General features: G+C 41.3%; 19 protein-coding genes and 1 pseudogene. 14 read left to right on the top strand and 6 right to left on the bottom strand.

The genetic code is table 11. The features are described from left to right. The first annotated feature begins 157 nt into the window (after nucleotides 1–157). From CSV74_RS10745 to rlmN, 3 genes are all read left to right on the top strand, one after another. A complete protein-coding gene (locus CSV74_RS10745; RefSeq protein WP_099691643.1) occupies nucleotides 158–1,510 on the top strand; it encodes a cyclic 2,3-diphosphoglycerate synthase in 1,353 nt (450 codons plus the stop codon). A gap of 97 nt (nucleotides 1,511–1,607) precedes the next feature. Beyond that, a complete protein-coding gene (locus tag CSV74_RS10740; RefSeq protein WP_029052757.1) occupies nucleotides 1,608–1,790 on the top strand; it encodes a hypothetical protein in 183 nt (60 codons plus the stop codon). Between the two features lie 80 nt (nucleotides 1,791–1,870). After that, nucleotides 1,871–2,947, top strand: coding sequence for a dual-specificity RNA methyltransferase RlmN (gene rlmN, locus CSV74_RS10735; protein ID WP_029052758.1), 1,077 nt, complete (start codon nucleotides 1,871–1,873; stop codon nucleotides 2,945–2,947). A gap of 15 nt (nucleotides 2,948–2,962) precedes the next feature. Here the strand turns inward: rlmN and CSV74_RS10730 are convergent, their stop codons facing one another. The 4 genes from CSV74_RS10730 to CSV74_RS10715 form a co-directional block, all read right to left on the bottom strand. Then, nucleotides 2,963–3,328, bottom strand: coding sequence for a hypothetical protein (locus tag CSV74_RS10730; protein WP_037561493.1), 366 nt, complete (start codon nucleotides 3,326–3,328; stop codon nucleotides 2,963–2,965). A 65-nt stretch (nucleotides 3,329–3,393) separates the two neighbouring features. Then, nucleotides 3,394–3,954: an SCO family protein gene (locus CSV74_RS10725; protein WP_099691642.1), complete on the bottom strand. Its 561-nt coding sequence runs from the start codon at nucleotides 3,952–3,954 to the stop codon at nucleotides 3,394–3,396. Further along, nucleotides 3,951–5,354: a sensor histidine kinase gene (locus CSV74_RS10720; RefSeq protein WP_099691641.1), complete on the bottom strand. Its 1,404-nt coding sequence runs from the start codon at nucleotides 5,352–5,354 to the stop codon at nucleotides 3,951–3,953. Before CSV74_RS10720 ends, CSV74_RS10725 begins: the two co-directional genes overlap by 4 nt. Beyond that, nucleotides 5,351–6,043 (bottom strand): response regulator transcription factor, encoded by a 693-nt coding sequence (locus CSV74_RS10715; RefSeq protein WP_099691640.1) that lies wholly within the window; start codon nucleotides 6,041–6,043, stop codon nucleotides 5,351–5,353. Before CSV74_RS10715 ends, CSV74_RS10720 begins: the two co-directional genes overlap by 4 nt. Nucleotides 6,044–6,186: 143 nt before the next feature. Between CSV74_RS10715 and CSV74_RS10710 the strand changes: the two genes are divergently transcribed. The 4 genes from CSV74_RS10710 to CSV74_RS10695 all read left to right on the top strand — a co-directional run bounded on the left by CSV74_RS10710 (nucleotide 6,187) and on the right by CSV74_RS10695 (nucleotide 8,753). Next, entirely contained in the window at nucleotides 6,187–6,936 is a 750-nt protein-coding gene (locus CSV74_RS10710) for a FixH family protein (RefSeq protein WP_029052763.1), read from the top strand. 122 nt (nucleotides 6,937–7,058) lie between these two features. Next, nucleotides 7,059–7,391, top strand: coding sequence for an ASCH domain-containing protein (locus CSV74_RS10705; RefSeq protein ID WP_029052764.1), 333 nt, complete (start codon nucleotides 7,059–7,061; stop codon nucleotides 7,389–7,391). 8 nt (nucleotides 7,392–7,399) lie between these two features. Then, entirely contained in the window at nucleotides 7,400–7,840 is a 441-nt protein-coding gene (locus CSV74_RS10700; protein WP_029052765.1) for a hypothetical protein, read from the top strand. 127 nt (nucleotides 7,841–7,967) lie between these two features. After that, entirely contained in the window at nucleotides 7,968–8,753 is a 786-nt protein-coding gene (locus CSV74_RS10695) for a MetQ/NlpA family ABC transporter substrate-binding protein (protein ID WP_099691639.1), read from the top strand. A gap of 50 nt (nucleotides 8,754–8,803) precedes the next feature. On the opposite strand, the gene yfkAB is transcribed toward CSV74_RS10695, so the two are convergent. Then, on the bottom strand, nucleotides 8,804–9,907 hold the full coding sequence (gene yfkAB, locus CSV74_RS10690; RefSeq protein ID WP_099691638.1) for a radical SAM/CxCxxxxC motif protein YfkAB: 1,104 nt from the start codon (nucleotides 9,905–9,907) through the stop codon (nucleotides 8,804–8,806). Between the two features lie 21 nt (nucleotides 9,908–9,928). Further along, entirely contained in the window at nucleotides 9,929–10,903 is a 975-nt protein-coding gene (locus tag CSV74_RS10685; RefSeq protein WP_099691637.1) for an SEC-C metal-binding domain-containing protein, read from the bottom strand. Between the two features lie 216 nt (nucleotides 10,904–11,119). Between CSV74_RS10685 and CSV74_RS10680 the strand changes: the two genes are divergently transcribed. The 7 genes and pseudogenes from CSV74_RS10680 to CSV74_RS10650 all read left to right on the top strand — a co-directional run bounded on the left by CSV74_RS10680 (nucleotide 11,120) and on the right by CSV74_RS10650 (nucleotide 17,623). Then, nucleotides 11,120–11,539: a hypothetical protein gene (locus CSV74_RS10680; protein ID WP_029052769.1), complete on the top strand. Its 420-nt coding sequence runs from the start codon at nucleotides 11,120–11,122 to the stop codon at nucleotides 11,537–11,539. Between the two features lie 8 nt (nucleotides 11,540–11,547). Next, nucleotides 11,548–12,009, top strand: coding sequence for a hypothetical protein (locus tag CSV74_RS10675; RefSeq protein WP_099691636.1), 462 nt, complete (start codon nucleotides 11,548–11,550; stop codon nucleotides 12,007–12,009). Between the two features lie 30 nt (nucleotides 12,010–12,039). Next, the gene (locus tag CSV74_RS10670; RefSeq protein ID WP_099691635.1) at nucleotides 12,040–12,618 is read left to right on the top strand and encodes an SCO family protein; all 579 of its coding nucleotides are present in this window, start codon (nucleotides 12,040–12,042) and stop codon (nucleotides 12,616–12,618) included. A gap of 33 nt (nucleotides 12,619–12,651) precedes the next feature. Beyond that, nucleotides 12,652–13,383, top strand: coding sequence for a hypothetical protein (locus tag CSV74_RS10665; RefSeq protein WP_099691634.1), 732 nt, complete (start codon nucleotides 12,652–12,654; stop codon nucleotides 13,381–13,383). Beyond that, nucleotides 13,373–13,663 carry a hypothetical protein gene (locus CSV74_RS10660; protein ID WP_099691633.1) on the top strand — a complete coding sequence of 97 codons (291 nt, stop codon included), beginning with the start codon at nucleotides 13,373–13,375 and terminating at the stop codon, nucleotides 13,661–13,663. Before CSV74_RS10665 ends, CSV74_RS10660 begins: the two co-directional genes overlap by 11 nt. A gap of 15 nt (nucleotides 13,664–13,678) precedes the next feature. Further along, nucleotides 13,679–13,966, top strand: coding sequence for a hypothetical protein (locus tag CSV74_RS10655; RefSeq protein WP_099691632.1), 288 nt, complete (start codon nucleotides 13,679–13,681; stop codon nucleotides 13,964–13,966). A 17-nt stretch (nucleotides 13,967–13,983) separates the two neighbouring features. After that, nucleotides 13,984–17,623: pseudogene (locus CSV74_RS10650) on the top strand (copper oxidase). Nucleotides 17,624–17,648 lie beyond the last annotated feature (25 nt).

Here is a 17,648-nt window from a genome sequence, read left to right as displayed (position 1 = left end):
AGCATAAAGCCTTGTTAAATTAGCTTTTGTGACAAAGCTCAGGACATACAATCAATGTATATGTATACAAAATCATGTATTTTAAACTTTTTCTATTGTATTTTTATACATGATGCCTTATAATAATAGAAAGAAGCTTGATTGGAGAGATGAATTTATGAAAACAAAAAATATAATTATTATTGGTGCAGCAGGAAGAGACTTCCATAATTTCAATACATACTACCGTGGTAAAGAGGAATACAATGTCGTAGCATTTACAGCTACGCAAATCCCGGATATCGATGGACGTAAATATCCAACTGAATTAGCCGGTGAATTGTATCCTGAAGGAATTCCTATTTATTCACAAGATCAACTACCTGAGTTGATCAAAGAACTAGAAGTAGATGAATGTGTATTCTCTTATAGTGACCTTAGTTACGAAAAAGTTATGGGGATTGGTGCGATTGTAAACTCGGCAGGCGCTAACTTTACACTACTTGGATCAAAAGCAACAATGATCAAAAGTAATAAACCAGTTATTTCTGTTTGTGCAGTTAGAACAGGAACAGGGAAGAGCCAAACATCACGTAAAATCATCGAAACATTACTCGAGCATGATTTGAAAGTAGTGGCGATCCGTCATCCAATGCCTTATGGCGACTTGGCTGAACAACGTGTACAACGTTATGCAACAGTAGAAGATTTCAAAAAACATAAATGTACGATTGAAGAAATGGAAGAATATGAGCCACACGTTGACCGTGGAAATATCATCTATGCAGGTGTAGATTACCAAGATATTCTAGACGCTGCTGAAAATGATCCAGACGGCTGTGACGTAATCCTTTGGGATGGCGGGAACAACGACTTTTCATTCTACGAGCCGGACTTGGCAATTACAGTTCTTGATCCACACCGTCCTGGCCATGAGTTGAAATACTATCCAGGTGAAGTATGCTTGCGTACAACAGATGTATCAATTATCAATAAAATCGACAGTGCATCTGAAGAAGCAATTCAGACGGTCGAAAACAATATTAAATTTGCGGCACCAAATAGCACAATTATTAAAGCTGAATCCAAAATCTCTGTAGATAACCCCGAAATTATTAAAGGCAAGCGCGTGCTAATTGTTGAAGATGGACCGACATTGACTCACGGTGAAATGAAACTGGGTGCTGGTGTAATTGCAGCACAGCGTCTAGGTGCAGCTGAGATTGTCGACCCACGTCCATATGCGGTAGGAAGCTTGATCACAACTTTCGATAAGTATCAGCACATCGAAAATATCTTACCGGCAATGGGGTACGGCGAAGAGCAGTTGAAAGATTTGGAAGCGACGATCAATGCGGCTGATGTAGATGCAGTCATTATCGGTACACCTATGGATCTTTCACGTGTCATCAATATCAACAAGCCATGTACACGAGTCTATTATGACTTGGATGAAATCGGAACTCCAAATCTTAAGTCAGTTCTTACAGATTTCATCAAAGAGCATAATCTTACTGCAACAAATGTGTAAGAATAGATAACTTATCCAGCACCTGTCTCGAATGGAAATTCGTCTGCAGGTGCTTTTTTCTGATATACTACAGGTAGGACAGTAAGGAGGTAGTAACTTGTTTAATTCGAAAATCATTGATCTCGTCATTGGTCTAGTGATGGCGTATTTTGCATATGACCGAATCGCTACAGGACATACCGGGATGGGAATATTCTTCGTTGTGCTTGCGGCATTGAATCTATTGGCATTTTTCCTGAAACTTAGAACTGACAAAAACGTTCAGCAAAAACCACTATAAAACGAATCAGTTGTTCCTTTAACCGGATTCTTGTAGTATAATAAAAAGATTGTAATTTTTGAAATGAGGCTAGAAATCACATGAAAAAATCGATATATGGTTTGACAATTGAACAATTGACAGACTTTCTCATAGAAAACGGACAAAAAAAGTACCGTGCAGCACAAGTTTGGGACTGGCTTTATAAAAAACGCGTCTTATCATTTGATGAAATGCAAAACATAAATCAAGAGACAATTGATGTATTGAATGAAAACTTCGCGATCCAAACACTTGAACAAAACGTCAAGCAAGTTTCACAGGACGGCACAGTGAAATTCCTGTTTAAAATGCATGATGGAAACTTAATCGAAACGGTTTTGATGAAATTCCCATATGGCCATTCTGTTTGCGTAACAACTCAAGTAGGATGTAATATCGGTTGTAGTTTCTGTGCAAGTGGACTTTTGCGCAAAAACCGCGATCTCGATGCAGGAGAAATCGTGGGTCAAATTATGAAAGTGCAAGAGCATCTTGATGGTAAGGGCGAAGATGAGCGTGTCAGTCATATCGTAGTCATGGGCATAGGGGAACCGTTCGATAACTATACGAATCTGATGAATTTCCTTCATGTCGTAAATGATCAAAAAGGTCTGTCGATCGGTGCGCGTCATATTACGGTTTCAACAAGTGGTTTGACGGAAAAGATTAAAGACTTCGCAGATGAAAAACTTCAAGTGAACTTGGCGGTTTCATTACACGCGCCGAATAATGAGTTGCGTTCATCCATCATGAAGATCAACAAAGCATTTCCGATCGAAAAGTTGATGGATTCAATAAACTACTATTTAGAAAAGACGAATCGTCGGATTACATTCGAGTATATTTTATTGCGTGACGTCAATGACCATGTAAAAGAAGCGGAAGAGTTGGGTCGATTGCTCGCGGATAAGCGTCACTTGTCATATGTCAATCTGATCCCGTACAATCCAGTAGATGAACATGGCCAGTATCAGCGCAGTGAACCGGAAGCGATTAAATCGTTCTACGAAGCACTTAGACGCAAAGGCATCAACGGTGGTGTGCGTCTTGAAAATGGTACCGATATCGATGCAGCATGCGGTCAACTACGAAGTAAACAAATCAAAAAAACAAAAAAACAACCGGTCGGAGAATAATTCTCCAACCGGTTTTTAATTTTTACGAGCTAATTTCACGATAAATTGAACGATAACGGAAATGGCTAGTCCGAATGATGAAATAATGAACAAAGATAAAATGCCAATGGCTTCCGAAAATTCATTATCCATCATCAGGAAGCTGCGAAACATTTCAGCAAATGCTAGAACAAGTACGACCATGAACATTTTAAATGCAATCGATAGTTCATAGAACAATAAAAGGGAACTGACAATGCCGACCATCAGACCGAACACTGCAAACGTCAAATAGTTATTGACGACCAAGTCATGTCCAAGGACTGTCCGCACGCCTAAAATGAGTAGAACAAATGAAATCAATCCCGTAAAAAAACCGACCTTCCAATAACGAGAATCCAACACGTACACCTGCTTTCCTTACTAAGTATAGCGGAATCGACGAAATTCGTCACGCAACCCGACTGTTATTTCATGCGTTTTAGATCGGCCAATAATTCTTCTTTATAGGATTCATTCGAGAAATTATATTCCTTGAGAATATAACCTTCGGAATCCATTAAATAAAAATTTGTGCCATGGACAACTTGTGTAGAAGATTCATGTTTCAACACAAATGTCTGGAACTCTTCCCGCGCAAAAGCTTCGAATTCTAGTTGTGTGTAGCCCGTCAGAAAATGCCAGTTCGATTCATCATCAGTAAAGTTTACGATATAGTCTTTCAATACTGCAGGTGTATCGGTATCAGGATCTACAGAGAAAGAGACGAAGTTCATGTCGATGTCCTGATCTTTCAATTCGGCTTGGAGATCCGCCATTTCACTCGTCAATGACGGACAAACTGTTGTACAATTCGTGAAAATGAAGTCTGCAATCCATGGCGAACCAGAAAGCTCCTTGGAACTAAATGGTTGATTATGCTGATCCGTGAAGGTGAATTCACGGATTTGTTTCCCACGTTCAAGAGGTTGACTACAACCACTGACGAACACTACGAGCAGCAACAGAAAAGGAATCAGACGTTTCAACTGCTTTCACTCCTTTGCATTTGCCCCGGTAATTCAATTACCACAATAGTTTCTGTTGTTTCATTGGAAATCGTGAATGTACCTACATGTAACCGGACGATTTCTTTGACAATCGATAGACCAAGTCCAGTACCGCCAGTTGTGCGAGTTCGTGCTTTATCGGTACGGAAGAAGCGTTCTCCGATCCGCTCTACATCCTCGTCTCCGATGGTCACACCGTCATTTGCAATGCGGTATTGTACACCTTGTTTACTGGCGGTGAGATGAACAGAAATGAATTGCTCTGCATATTTTACGGCATTATCGATCGTATTATAAAAGACTTGTTGCAATCGTTTAGGATCACCTTCCAAAATCAATTCTTCATCAATCGATGTGTGCAATTGAATATTTTTATCCTGTAATCGTATCGCAAATAATTCCAATGTATCCAATAGTAATTGTGCAATTGCAATCGGTTCCTTTTCGAGTGTATATATATCTTGCTCTAAATGATTCAACTCGACTAGATCATGTATGAGTTTCTTCAGGCGTTCTGTTTCTTTCTCGATGGTCGATAAGTAGTGTTTTACATCATCAGGAGACGAATCAATTTTATCGCGTGAAAGTTGTGCGTAGCCGCTAATATACGTCAAAGGTGTCCTGAGCTCATGTACAATATTTGAAGTAAAATCTTTCTTGCGCTGATCTTGTTCTTCAAGAGAACGGCTCATTGTGTCGAATGCAGTGGCCAGTTTACCAATTTCGTCTTTCCGTCCTGTATTGAGTCGGTTCGAATAATCGCCTTTAGACACTTCTGCCGAATAGGTCTGCAATGTTTGTAACGGCTCGAATAACGAACGCCATACACGTTGCAAAATTAAAAAAAGAACCATAAAGAAAATACTGCCTACAAGTAACATGATTGGAAGACTGTCATGGAAAACATCTTGAATCGCAGCTAGCGGAACATAAATATAAATAAAACCGATTAGTCCATTTTCGCCTTTAATCGGGAAAATCCCACCAAAGATTTCCCGTTTTAATTCATCCACATAGCCTTCTTTCATAACAGGCTGACCCGTTTCTAGTATCTTCTCGTCACTTTCATTAATGAGTGATTGATAATCAATCTGATAAGGGAAATAGGAAGTTAGATCATCCAGACGATCCACGACGATGATTTCATACTCCGAGACGATGTTATACCATTGAATCTTTTCGATGATCGAATCACTTAGCTCGCCGTAATGATAGTGAGAAGCTGTTCGATTTCCCTGATACATGATGGACTCTTTAATCTGTTCTTTATATAAATCGGTATACAAGTAGTGAATAAAGAAAAATGAGAATAATATGGTACAGGTGATGCTACCTAAAAACACAATCAACATCTTTTTGCTTAGATTCAAATTATTCATTCAGAGTCCTCTAATTTGTAGCCGATCCCCCATACCGTCTCAATCATTTTACCTGCGTCTCCTAGTTTTAATCGAAGCGTTTTGATATGCGTATCAATTGTGCGCTCACTGCTCTGGTGATCGTCGCCCCAGACCAATTCAAGTAATTGTTCACGGGAATATGCACGTCCTTTATGTTTGACTAGCAACAATAGCAAGCCAAACTCCTTCAAAGTTAAACTTAAAGGTTTTCCGTTAAGCTGTGCGGTATACGAGTCTTCATTAATGGTAAGGGGACCTGCTTGTAATACGAGTAGAACAGGATTATGACGGTAGGTTCTGCGCAAGACGGCTTCGATACGCGCCACAAGTTCTCCTGGTAAGAAGGGCTTGACGATATAGTCGTCTCCACCAAGCTTCAACCCTTGGACTTTATCCCATTCCTCGCCTCGTGCAGATAGGAAAATCAAGGGGATCGAGGAAGTACGTTTCATCTCCTCTGCAAATGTGAAGCCATCCATATAGGGCATCATCACATCGACTATGCATAAATCTATAGTATGTTGCTTAATTACTGACAAAGCTTGCAAACCGTCGCTGGCTTCTAATACGCTATATCCCACATCTTCCAGAATCACTCGAATTAAATCACGCATTTGCGGTTCATCATCAATGACTAATAATTGGTAACCCAATTCAATACGCCTCATTTCGTAAAATCTCTATACGCCAATTTTCCGGAAAAGATGTGAAATCTACATGAAGTTTCAATAAGTTGTCGAAACTTCATTGAAATTTCGTAATCATATTTTATAATCATAACAGTAAAATGAATAGATAGGAGAATGAAAAGATGAAACGTTTCGGAATGTTTGTAATGAGTACGGCAATGATTGGTATTCTCGCTGGGTGTGGTCAAGACGAGAAAGTACCGACGGAAGCTGTTTTACCTGAACCAATTGAAGTTGAACTTACAGTACCTGAACAAGGAAATGTGGATGAACCGGTAACGATCACTACGCTCGTGACGCAAGGTGAAGAATATGTAGATGATGCATCAGAAGTAGAGTATGAAATTTGGGAAGAAGGCAAGAAAGAAGATAGCATTCTCGTAGAAACAACGAATGATAAGGAAGGTATTTATTCAGCAGAAAACACATTTGAGACTGACGGGTTGTATCACGTGCAAGTTCACGTTACTGCACGGGGCATGCACGTCATGCCTGAAAAGCAAATTCAGATCGGAGAAGCTACTCAACAACCGGATGAACACGAAAGCGCACAAGAAGGTCAACATCATGAACATGGTGATGGAGTAGAAGGACTTTCTATTCACTTCGTGCAACCTGAGGAAGCAAAAGCAACGACAGATACAGAGTTGATGACGCATGCGCAGCTTGACGGCGAAGCAATTAAGGCACAGGTCCGTTATGAAATCATCTCTGCAGACAAAGAAACTACATGGGTAGATACGGATGAATCTAAGCCTGGTGAATATACAGCAAATTATCAATTCCCTAAAGCAGGCAGTTATCAAGTGATTATCCATATCGAAAATGAAGATATTCACGAGCACGAAGAACATACAGTAGAAGTGAAATAAGTACCATCCCTCGTCACTCCGGTGGCGAGGGTATTTTATTGGGAAGTAAAAGCTGTAATTCATTGATGAAAAGGGTTACACTAGTATATGTGAAAGATTAACGAATCAAGAGGAGTGTTAGCATGACAAATTATCCAGAAAAAACATGTTCCATTGAAAGACTTGTAACCATTCCGGAGGACGTACAAAAAGTACTTAACGGTGAAAAGTGGGCTACTAGACGTAATGGTGTCTATGCATACCCAGGCGAAACGATGACGTTAGAAGGTAAAGAGTATAAAATTGATAAATTATATGAACAAACACTCGGAGAACTAACAGATGAAGACGCCAAATCAGAAGGTCATACAACAGTTGAAGAGTATAAACAGGCGATGTTGTCGATCCACGACAAAATGCCTTGGCTTCCTAAAATGAAAGTTTGGGTGCATGAATATAGCCCAATTCAGAAATAATCTCCTAAATGAACTATTATTACGGAGCGATTGTCTTTGCACACGTAGTCTCGGCTATAATTTCAGTGGGACCTTTATTCCTCCTGCTGCCATTAATACGCCGGCTACGTACTGCTAAAGCAGAAGCGGAAGACATCTATCTGGCGTTTATCCGAGTCATTATCCGACTCGTTATGCATTCAGGCCATGTGCTTGTTGTGTCCGGTATCCTACTGATTTTATTTGGTCCGTGGCCATGGCACACTTCGTGGGTTGTTCTCACAATAGGCGTCATGTTGCTGTCCGGATTCTTCCTGGCTACCGGTTTTTCCTCTGTATTGAAGAAATTCCATGAGTCAGGCAATGACAGGGATGCCGTAGTCAATAAATTGCAACGCACTGCTTGGATCTATATTGGATTGCTTATGGTGATGCTTTGGCTTATGGTACAAAAACCGGCAGTCTGGTAAAATTACATAGCGAGCAAAAAGATGTGTACAATGTTGCACATCTTTTTAATTTCAAGATTTGGTTTGACAGTGAAAATTACAGCGAATATGATGAAGATAGCAGTTTTTTGAAAGGAACGATTTGAAGATGAAAATGAAAGTACTCGGTCTGATGACGATCGTTGGATTGCTATTAACAGCGTGTAGTCCAACAAGTAGCAATGAAACGATAAAAATTGGTACGACGGCAGGAATTTATGCAAAAGTCATCGATCAGGCACTAAAACCAGCACTTGAAGAACAAGGTTACAATGTAGAAGTCGAATCATACGTAGATTTAATCGAGCCGAATCAAGAGTTGGCTGATGGCGAAATCGATGCCAACATGAACCAACAACAAATTAATCTCAATCAGTTTAACGAAGAATATGATTTGCCTATAGTTGCTTTGACGGAAGTTCCAAGCGTTGGTCTTGGCTTGTACTCCAACTCGTTGACATCGATGGATGATATACCTAATGGTTCATGGATTACCATTCCGAATGATGAACTAGGCACAGCTAGAGCACTACGCTTTCTTGAACAGCAGGGGTTGATTTCATTAGATCCAGATATTTCGACTTATGCGGTTACAGAAAAACACATTGAGAGTAATCCAAAAAACTTGAATATCCAGCCCGTCTTGATTGCTCAGCTAATTCCATCTATGGCAAGTGGTGATTTGGCGATCATTCCAGACAACTATGTCATGGTCAATGAAATGGAATTGGAAGATGCCCTTGCGCATGAACAGCTTGGTGAAGAATTGCAATATATTGTTGCGGTCAAAGAAGAAGATCGTGAGAAGGATTTTGCCATAGCGATTAAAGAAGCTGTCGCTTCAGAGAAGTTCCAAGAAGCTATTGATGAACATTTCCAAGGCTTCGGAAAATAAAAACCACGTATGGACTCAACTATGAGTCATACGTGGTTTTTTCGTCTTCCTTATCTTTGCTCTCGCTTCAAAAAATCTACATCTGGATAATAGGCATCTTTCACGAGTAAATTGGGTCCAAGACAACGAACCGCAGGGCAGTGACAGCTTACGCTTTTCGCTAGCGGATGTAGTTGCCATTTATCGTATAGATCAGTCAAATGATCGGTTTGAATATTACCGAGTGGGGGAACATCTCCGAAATCTGTCACGATCACATCACCGGTAAACATATTGACATTTAACCGGGAACGTCCATCTGGATCATTTCGTACAGTGACATTTTCACTTGCTGCAAGTTTCGCAAATAATTCTTGGTCTCTCGCGTCGTTACTGCAATTATAAAATGGCAATGTTCCAAACAGCATCCAAGTTTGTGGATCACGGTATGATAGCAAATCGAACATTGCTGTGCGTGTTTCATCTAAAGTTAGCACATCCAATGAAGAAGCGAAATCGCTAGGATACATAGGATGTATTTCATGGCGTCCGCATTTCATTTCATGGACGATTTGTTCGTGGATCGTCTGTAAATGAGGCAATGTTCGGCGGTTCAGCATCGTTTCCGCTGACACCATAACACCCATTTCAGACAACGCGCGACTGTTTTCAATCATTCGTCCGAATTGTGCTGCACGACGTTCACGTGGCGGCTTGCGTTCCATCCGAGCGAATCCACCATCGATGAAATCATCCACTGTACCCCAGTTATGTGAAATATGCAGTACATTCAAATACGGTGCGATTAATTCATAACGTTCGATTGGCATAGTTAGGTTTGAATTCATCTGCGTCTGGATCCCGCGCGCATGTGCATACTGCAATAATGGTACGACATACTGCTCTACGGACTTCTTCGAGAACATCGGTTCTCCACCAGTCAAGCTAATTGTCCGCAAGTGGGGGATCTCATCCAACCTCTGCAACAACAGCTCGATTGGTAATGCTTGTGGATCTTTCGGTTGTAGCATGTATCCAACCGCGCAATGTTCACAACGCATATTGCATAAATAGGTCGTCGTGAATTCTATGCTTGATAGAACTTGTTTACCGTGCAAATCTACATCTTGATACGCTTCCCATGCATCTGTTAAGCGGGAATGTGATATTACCATGTTCGTTACTCCTCATATCAATTAATTTTTGACGCTAGCATATTCTGCTAAATCCTTCGCATATTTACTCATCGAAGACGTGGAAACATCGAATGCTTCAGCGATCTCTTTTAATGTCATGTCAAGTGGTTCGTAATAATTATTGTCTTGTCCATAACGGATTGCACCCGCCGCGATCGCTAGTTTCTTACGCGCTTTCGGCTGCTCATCTACTAAGAAGTCTTCAAGTACTTCAAGCAAAGCGTTAGATTCTCGGTCATGTTGCTTTAAAAATTCGCCAGCCGACTCTATAACGCCTGCTTCAAATTCGGTAAACTCATCTCCGGTATAGCCACTTTCACCAAGTGCAATCCAGAATTTCATGATGGAGTCTTTTAGTGAAGGATTCTCTGTATCTGCAAGTGTTTTAGCAAACTGTTTGATTGCTTCCGAATGATCAATCGGGAAGAAAATCAAACTTGAGACTGCTAGATAATTACCTTCAGACGTCCCATCGGAAAGTATGAAGCAATAGAAGTGTACGCCAACGGGAACAGGTTTATCGCTTTCTTTCCACAAGTTAATCGTTTCATCACCAAGAATACTTGTAGCTGTTAAATATGTATCTCCGACAGCAGTTACTTCACCGACAAATACCCGCGGCTCTGACCATCTATCAAGCAATTCTAGAATGGATGGGCGAATATGTTTTTTCTTCTGCTTTGCCACATAGTCGTCCCAAATATCTCTCCGTTGATGGAAGAAGAATTCATCAAGAGCAATCGTTTCAATCATTTCTTGTGGTAAATAGCTATTCAATGAAGATTTCCATGTATTTGCAAATTCCACGAACGCAGGTATATCTGGTCGCTGGGGATGAATATCATAAAACGTTTGCAATAAGTGCTCCATTTCATCTGTCAACAAATCCTCAACTGTCACAGCTTCTTTTCGTTCACAGCACTTTTTATATTTCTTGCCACTGCCACATGGACATGGATCGTTACGTCCAACCATAAAAACACTTCCCTTATTAAAATTACTACATCTCTAAGTGTACCAAACGTGAAGCGAGTTCGCATGATATTTGTGTGATGAGTAAGCGGCAGTGAAATCTTCGCTTATTGTTTACTAAATAGTGGAATTAAAAGGATGCAGCCCAATTCCCCCCTAATATTTTACAGACAAGTTACATTTGTCTCAATTCTTCCATATGCTATTTCGAGGTGACCTATGGAACAGTCGATCTTGCTGTTTTTATTGTATGCAGACATCTGTTTGATCATTGGCTTTTATATGTACATCCGAAAAATGAGGAAATTGATTGGTTTTCATTTAGGTATGAATATGAGCATGGTTATGGGCGGTATGGCCGCATTGTTATTTGGAATCATGCTTATCACGCATATGCCGTTTCACTTTACGTATATTACATTACTCTCGGCAATTATCGGAGGAGCAGTTGGAGCTTGGTTTGGCTTGTTGATTGATTATCAGACGTTTGTGACTGGATTGACAAATGGTCTGATTGTCGGGCTGATGGCACCAATGATTGGCACGGTTTTGGAGATGCAAATGCTATTTGTCTGGTTTCTACATGCTTTCTTCATCGGTAGTTTAGGTGTATTGTTCATTTCTATTAAAAGGGCGTGAAGGGGGCTATGCTACTTATAATTTTGCTGTTGATGTGGTGTGTTGGTGAAATACTAATCAACTATCGAGTAGTGAGGAAGAAAAGACTGTTGTTTGAAGACCGATTCACAAAAACGATTTGTATGGCAATTGCGTCCATTTCTTCCTTCGCAACAGCATTGTACTTCGAATTATTGTTACCGGAAGATCAAATCGCTACTTATTTATTGCCCGTATTTCTAGGAGTGTTTATCGGTTGGCAATTCGGCTCGCTTATTAAAGCACCAGCTTCATTAAATGGTCTATATAACGGCGCGATAGGAGGCGTAATGGGTATGATGCTAGGTGCAGTGCTGAAAAATCCTGCACTTTGCAATATACCCCTTGATTCTAATTCAATGATTGCGAGTAATCTTTTCACCATCACTATATTTATAGCCTTTTCTCATTCGTTGGTTTGTTTCTTCATCCGCCGTTCTATGAGAGGGTGAAGATCATTTGGGCAGGAGAGGAGAACAGTAGTGAAAAAGTTCATCATCATATTGATGTTGCCAATCTTTTTCGGGATTATATACGCCGTGTGGTCAAAGGCAGTGGAACTACCGAAAATTGGGGAAGTAACGGAATGGCCGTTTACCGAAGTGGGCGGGAACGAGACAAACTTCCAGGGCAAACCGAAGCTTATCACATTTTTCTACACCAAGTGTCCCGATGTTTGTCCGACTACTATGTGGGATCTGACAGCCTTGCAGAAGGTAATGGAAGGTAGGGGAATCTCTCAAGATGAGTACTTCATCATAGCTATCACGGTAGATCCTGAATATGATACGAAAGAGAAAATAGTACGTTATAAAGAACTATTTACTATCGAAGACCCTAACTGGTTGTTCTTTAGAGGTACAGAAGAAACGACTAAAGAGTTTTCAAAATACCTAAATTTCTATTACGACAGGAATGAAGATGGATTCGTTACCCACTCGACGTCTATGTATATTGTCGATGATCAGGATTTGGTAAGAGCTCATCATAATATGGCAACAGGGAAAAATAACGTAGCAATTGAAGAAATCGCTAATCATTTACAACAACTTATCAAATAGTTCTAGCGTTACTTTTCGAATGATAGTAAGGAGGTGATCTTCATAAAGGAAGCTAGTAGAAATCCCGCTTTTTCCTCGCCGACAAGTAATGAGCCTGATGAACAAACGAGAGTCTTAACAGATTATATTGGTCAGAAAAATTTATTTAAGATAGCAAAGATTCATGAGCCTCTCAGGAAATCATTGACACTCAAAAAATTCTTCAAAAGCAAACGAAACCAGCAAGTCGTCATTTCATCATTTGGCGAGGTGGACAGTTGTCTGGAAACAGAGGGAAAAGTCGCAGCGATTGGTAGAGATTTTGTCATGCTGACGAATCTACAGAAACGAATATGGATTCCCTACACGTATATTGAAACAGCAAATATCCCATTTGGTTTTCCTTCCTATTCCAATACGCATCAGCATCACCTGTATGATAATCAGTTGCAAAAAAATCTTACACTTCGATTTGGTGAGACGGTTAACAAAAGAGAAGCACTCGTCCAACAGTTTTTTGAAGAATCTTTTCGGACGAACTTTCTTTCTTGGAAAGGTATGAGAGTGGAAGCCGTTTTGAGTAATGAAACCGTAAGCGGAAAGATCATGAATACGACAAAGAGCGAGTTACTGCTTACGAGCTTCGGCGCAGTACGCAAGATTCCTTTAGTGGAAATTCGCATTGTATCTACTCTCTCACTAGTTTCCTTTTGGAAAAGGGAGATGAGAACGTTGCTCCAATCATTTGGTGGAAAAGTAAGAGGAGGCAGAAAGAATGAAAAATAAAAAAAAGATTCAATCTCATGATTTCTCAGGATTGATAGATCAGGAAGTTCTTATCATTACAAAGGCAGTGCAGCTTAATATACTAGGCCAAGTATTCCGTCCAATTTTTTGCGGTACAGTTTCTGAAGTGGGTGTAGGGCATCTAACCTTAACGCCTGTCACAGTCAAAATGGGAAATGCTCCTTTTTATAAGTTCCCGACACCACTGAGTATACCTTTGGAGAAAATCGTGTCATTTACGACAGAAGTACCTTGCGATCTGGTCTTTCCGTTAACTTAAAAAGGAGTTGAATGCATGACGCAGCAAAATGAATGTCAGCCAATCAATATTGTTCGGGAAGAAGGAATCATTGTCCACTTTAGCCAGAACATAGGTAAAAGGGTATTGATCCTGACGGAAGCCTTTCCGTTTATGTTCATAGGGGAAATTATTAGTGTAGTGGATGATATTGTGGAAATAAATGTTCAGACAACATCTATCCCGGCATTGGAAGGGAAAACATGGTTTGTTCATATAGACACCATTGAAGTGTTCTATATCGAAACAGAAAATGGAGTTCCAATCCCGGAATTAAAAGAGTAGAAGATGAGGTGAAGTGAGTGAAAAGACGCTACCACGTAGTAGCCATTCCTATACGGATTGTCCTGAACACATATGGGGATCACAATCCGAATGGCATGATGTATGTATTGAAGGAAAACGAAGAAAAAGTGAAGCAACTCGTAAAGAAAAATCCTTATGCCTGTTGATCTCGTTCAACCGCTCTTTATCCGGGCCAATAAAGGAGATGTCGTGGAAATACTGTTTGAAAATAAACTCCCATTCCATGCAGGTATGCATTTTCAGGAAGCAGAATACGATGTATGCCAATCGGATGGAGCGAATGTTGGATTCAATAAGGAAACGACTGTAGCGCCATGTGAAAAAATCTTATATAAGCTGCATTTAATGAAAGAAGGAAATTATTACTTCTCTGATCTAGGAAATGTCTCGAGTGACCAAAACGGTTCTAACTCCAACGGTCTTGTCGGAGGATTATGTGTACAAAGTCGTTTCTCTTGGTGGACCGATCCTGAAACAGGCAAGCCAATAAACAGCGGACAATATGCGGATGTCCATCATCCTTTATTGCCTTCGTTTCGTGAGTATGTATGGATGTTTACAGATGAAATGGAAGTAGATGATTTAACTGGTAATACGCCAATCAATCATTTCACCAATCAAGAAGTAGAGTCATTCCATGGCGCTAATTACCGCTATGAGCCAGAAAACAGACGAGAACAATTAGTCGCAGAAGGCGTCGTCTGTCCAAACTGTGAGGGAGAAGAAGTACACCATGATTCATGGGTATTCGGAGACCCATCGACTCCGATTCTGCGGGGGTATGTCGGGGACCCTGCAAAAATCCGACTATTTCATGGCGGCGTGAAAGAAACGCATGTATTCCACTATCACGTCCACCAATGGTTCAGTGATCCGAGTGATTTGGCTTCTGAAATTTTTGATGCTCAGGCCATTAGTCCGCAAAGTCATTACACGATTCAGCCACTATACGGTCTTGGCAGCTTGCATGGCTCTTTCGGTGATGCTGTCATCCACTGTCATCTCTATCCGCATTTCGTAGCAGGGATGTGGGGGATGAATCGTGTCTTCAATTCACTTCAAGACGGCAACCAGTGCTATCCGAATGGTGTTCCGATCAAGGCACTTAAGCCATTACCGGATAGACCGGCGCCGCCAAAACCAACTAAACAGAAACCTGGATTCCCAAATTTCATTCCTGGAAAAGTCGGTATGAAAGCACCTCGTCCACCGATGGGTATTGTTGGAGGTAGGGGGTTGACTGAACTTGAGAGAAATGCTGCAATCGCAAATCCTAGGCCGGGTGCAGTTTTTACCGACCCGTGTCCTGAAGGTGTACCTGTAAAGGAGTTCAATATCTCCTTAATTGAGATTCCACTTATTTATAACCGAGAAGGTTGGCATGATCCGACTGGACGGATATTTGTACTTGATGAAGATTTGGACGATATTTGTTCAGGAAAGAAAGCGCCCGAACCGCTCGTCATCCATGCATCCAGTAATACGCGCTATGAAATCAATTTCACAAATCGTTTGCCGCATATCCTGGATGGTGACGCATTCCAGCTAGTTACGCGAACTTACGAGACGGGTATGCACATCCACTTTGTGAAGTTCGATGTACTCGTAAATGACGGTGGGAATGTCGGATGGAACTATGATTCATCCGTTCTATCCGGTGAAACGATTCGATACTCTTATTATGCAGATGTTGAGCTTAAAGCATGGTTCTTCCATGATCATTTATTCCCGGGAACCCATCAACAACACGGTGTCTTCGGTTCCGGTGTCGTCCATCCGCGCTTTTCTGAATATTTCGATTCCACGACTGGAGAAGAAGTGGATCAGGGGACGGAAATTACTGTTACCAATCCACTAATTCCCGATTATAGAGATTTTGCGATATTTGCACAGGACTTCACACATTTATTCAACAAAGATGGTAAACCATTAGCACCTCCGCCATTCCCGGGCTCACCAGATGATCCAGGACTGTTTGGAGTGAACTATAAAAATGAACCGTTGCAATTCCGTTTAGGTAAGGACTGCGATCCCGCCTATAGTTTCAGTTCTTATGTAAAAGGCGATCCTATTACACCGATCTTTAAAGCCTATGAGGGAGATTCCATCAGAATCCGGCTGCTACAAGGGGCACAGGAAGAATCCCATAGTTTTAATGTGCATGGTCTACGTTGGCCGAATGAGCGCGGAGATCTAAATTCCAGGTTGGAAAACCAGCAGCATATAGGAATATCCGAATCATTTACGATGGAGATGAATGTACCGCGGTCAGGTGATTATTTATGGACTTTTGAAACGGAAGAGGATTTATGGAATGGACTCTGGGGTCTGATTAGGGCATACGATGAAAAAGTTCCTGAATTAATCAAACTGCCAGATCGACCCGAACCGAAAGAGCGTTCAAAACCTTTGCCAGAATGTACAGGTACCAAACCGCCATCAGCAGCAGATCCAACTATAGAGATTGTGGAGGGACCTCTGCGAAAATACGATGTTGTAGCCTTTCAAACCTCGATCAAGTATAACTCGTTCGGTGATCATGATCCGGATGCCATCATCTTTGCGTTGCGTGAGGATATGGAGGCTATACAAAACGGCAAGAAAGAGCCAGTACCGCTCATCCTACGTGGCAACGTGGGGGATACTGTCGATGTTACGTTAACTAGCTATCTGAAACCAGAGCTGTTTCCATTCAAGGACGGAATCTATCCGTATCCGATTGTGAAGGAGCAAGCATTTTATCCACCATCTTTACGTATCTCACTTCATGCTCAATTACTTGATTATGACGTTAAGACATCTGCAGGAGAGACAGTTGGATTCAATGGCGATCAAACAGTTGGTCCAGGTGAGTCTAGGACGTATCGCTGGTATGTCGATTCTGCGGTCGGTGTGTGCGGCATGTGGGATATGGCGGATATTCGCAACCACCGTTCGCAAGGCGCGTTCGGAGCTTTCATTGCTGAGCCTAGAGGGACGGAATATTTGGATCCGTATACACTACAGCCCGCGTCGACCGGAGCAAGTGTTATTTTGCGGAATCCATACTTACCAGATACTAGGGAGTTCGTAATTGTGATGCATGACGGTGTAAGGTTGCTTGATAAAAATAACCAAGTCATTTTTGATCCTGTGGATGGTATATTGCTGGCTCCACCTGAGGTAGACGAAGATTTGCTTGATACGTATGATCAGGGATCGCGCGGCTTTAACTATCGAAGTGAACGTCTAATTAATCGTTATCGAGAGCACGCAAAAATTCATGATGTATTTAGCTCAGACGTTTTTGGGGATCCTTCGACTCCTGTATTCGAAAGCTATGTAGGGGATCCGGTCACTATTCGCTTAGTGACACCGGCTGAGAGACGAAGATCTCATACATTCCACCTTCATGGCCACCGTTGGAGATTTGATTCAAAAGACACTTATTCACGAACAGAATCATATGTCGGATTTAACGTTGCGGGTGCTAAAAGAAACCTGCAACTGCTTGGCGGTGCAGGAGCTTATAACGGATTCTCGGGCGATTTCATGTATCGATCAGGAAACATTCGCTGGGATATCGAGCAAGGGATGTGGGGGATCATGCGGGTGTTCGAAGAGCTTAAAAAGCATCTCCCAAAACTAGATCAATAGTTTGTGAAGGAACGGGGGTGTGAAA

Origin of the sequence: Sporosarcina sp. P19 (assembly GCF_002743165.1) — a bacterium.
Classification (GTDB): domain Bacteria; phylum Bacillota; class Bacilli; order Bacillales_A; family Planococcaceae; genus Sporosarcina; species Sporosarcina ureae.
This window is presented reverse-complemented; position numbering and strand designations above follow the sequence as displayed.

Bases quoted from the DNA above. Each gene is read 5' to 3' on its own strand.
- CSV74_RS10705 (WP_029052764.1), top strand. From the start codon at position 7,059: ATGACAAATTATCCAGAAAAAACATGTTCCATTGAAAGACTTGTAACC.
- CSV74_RS10745 (WP_099691643.1), top strand. From the start codon at position 158: ATGAAAACAAAAAATATAATTATTATTGGTGCAGCAGGAAGAGACTTC.
- CSV74_RS10720 (WP_099691641.1), bottom strand. From the start codon at position 5,354: ATGAATAATTTGAATCTAAGCAAAAAGATGTTGATTGTGTTTTTAGGT.
- CSV74_RS10700 (WP_029052765.1), top strand. From the start codon at position 7,400: ATGAACTATTATTACGGAGCGATTGTCTTTGCACACGTAGTCTCGGCT.
- yfkAB (WP_099691638.1), bottom strand. From the start codon at position 9,907: ATGGTAATATCACATTCCCGCTTAACAGATGCATGGGAAGCGTATCAA.
- CSV74_RS10695 (WP_099691639.1), top strand. From the start codon at position 7,968: ATGAAAATGAAAGTACTCGGTCTGATGACGATCGTTGGATTGCTATTA.
- CSV74_RS10715 (WP_099691640.1), bottom strand. From the start codon at position 6,043: ATGAGGCGTATTGAATTGGGTTACCAATTATTAGTCATTGATGATGAA.
- CSV74_RS10675 (WP_099691636.1), top strand. From the start codon at position 11,548: ATGCTACTTATAATTTTGCTGTTGATGTGGTGTGTTGGTGAAATACTA.
- rlmN (WP_029052758.1), top strand. From the start codon at position 1,871: ATGAAAAAATCGATATATGGTTTGACAATTGAACAATTGACAGACTTT.
- CSV74_RS10710 (WP_029052763.1), top strand. From the start codon at position 6,187: ATGAAACGTTTCGGAATGTTTGTAATGAGTACGGCAATGATTGGTATT.
- CSV74_RS10660 (WP_099691633.1), top strand. From the start codon at position 13,373: ATGAAAAATAAAAAAAAGATTCAATCTCATGATTTCTCAGGATTGATA.
- CSV74_RS10655 (WP_099691632.1), top strand. From the start codon at position 13,679: ATGACGCAGCAAAATGAATGTCAGCCAATCAATATTGTTCGGGAAGAA.
- CSV74_RS10685 (WP_099691637.1), bottom strand. From the start codon at position 10,903: ATGGTTGGACGTAACGATCCATGTCCATGTGGCAGTGGCAAGAAATAT.
- CSV74_RS10680 (WP_029052769.1), top strand. From the start codon at position 11,120: ATGGAACAGTCGATCTTGCTGTTTTTATTGTATGCAGACATCTGTTTG.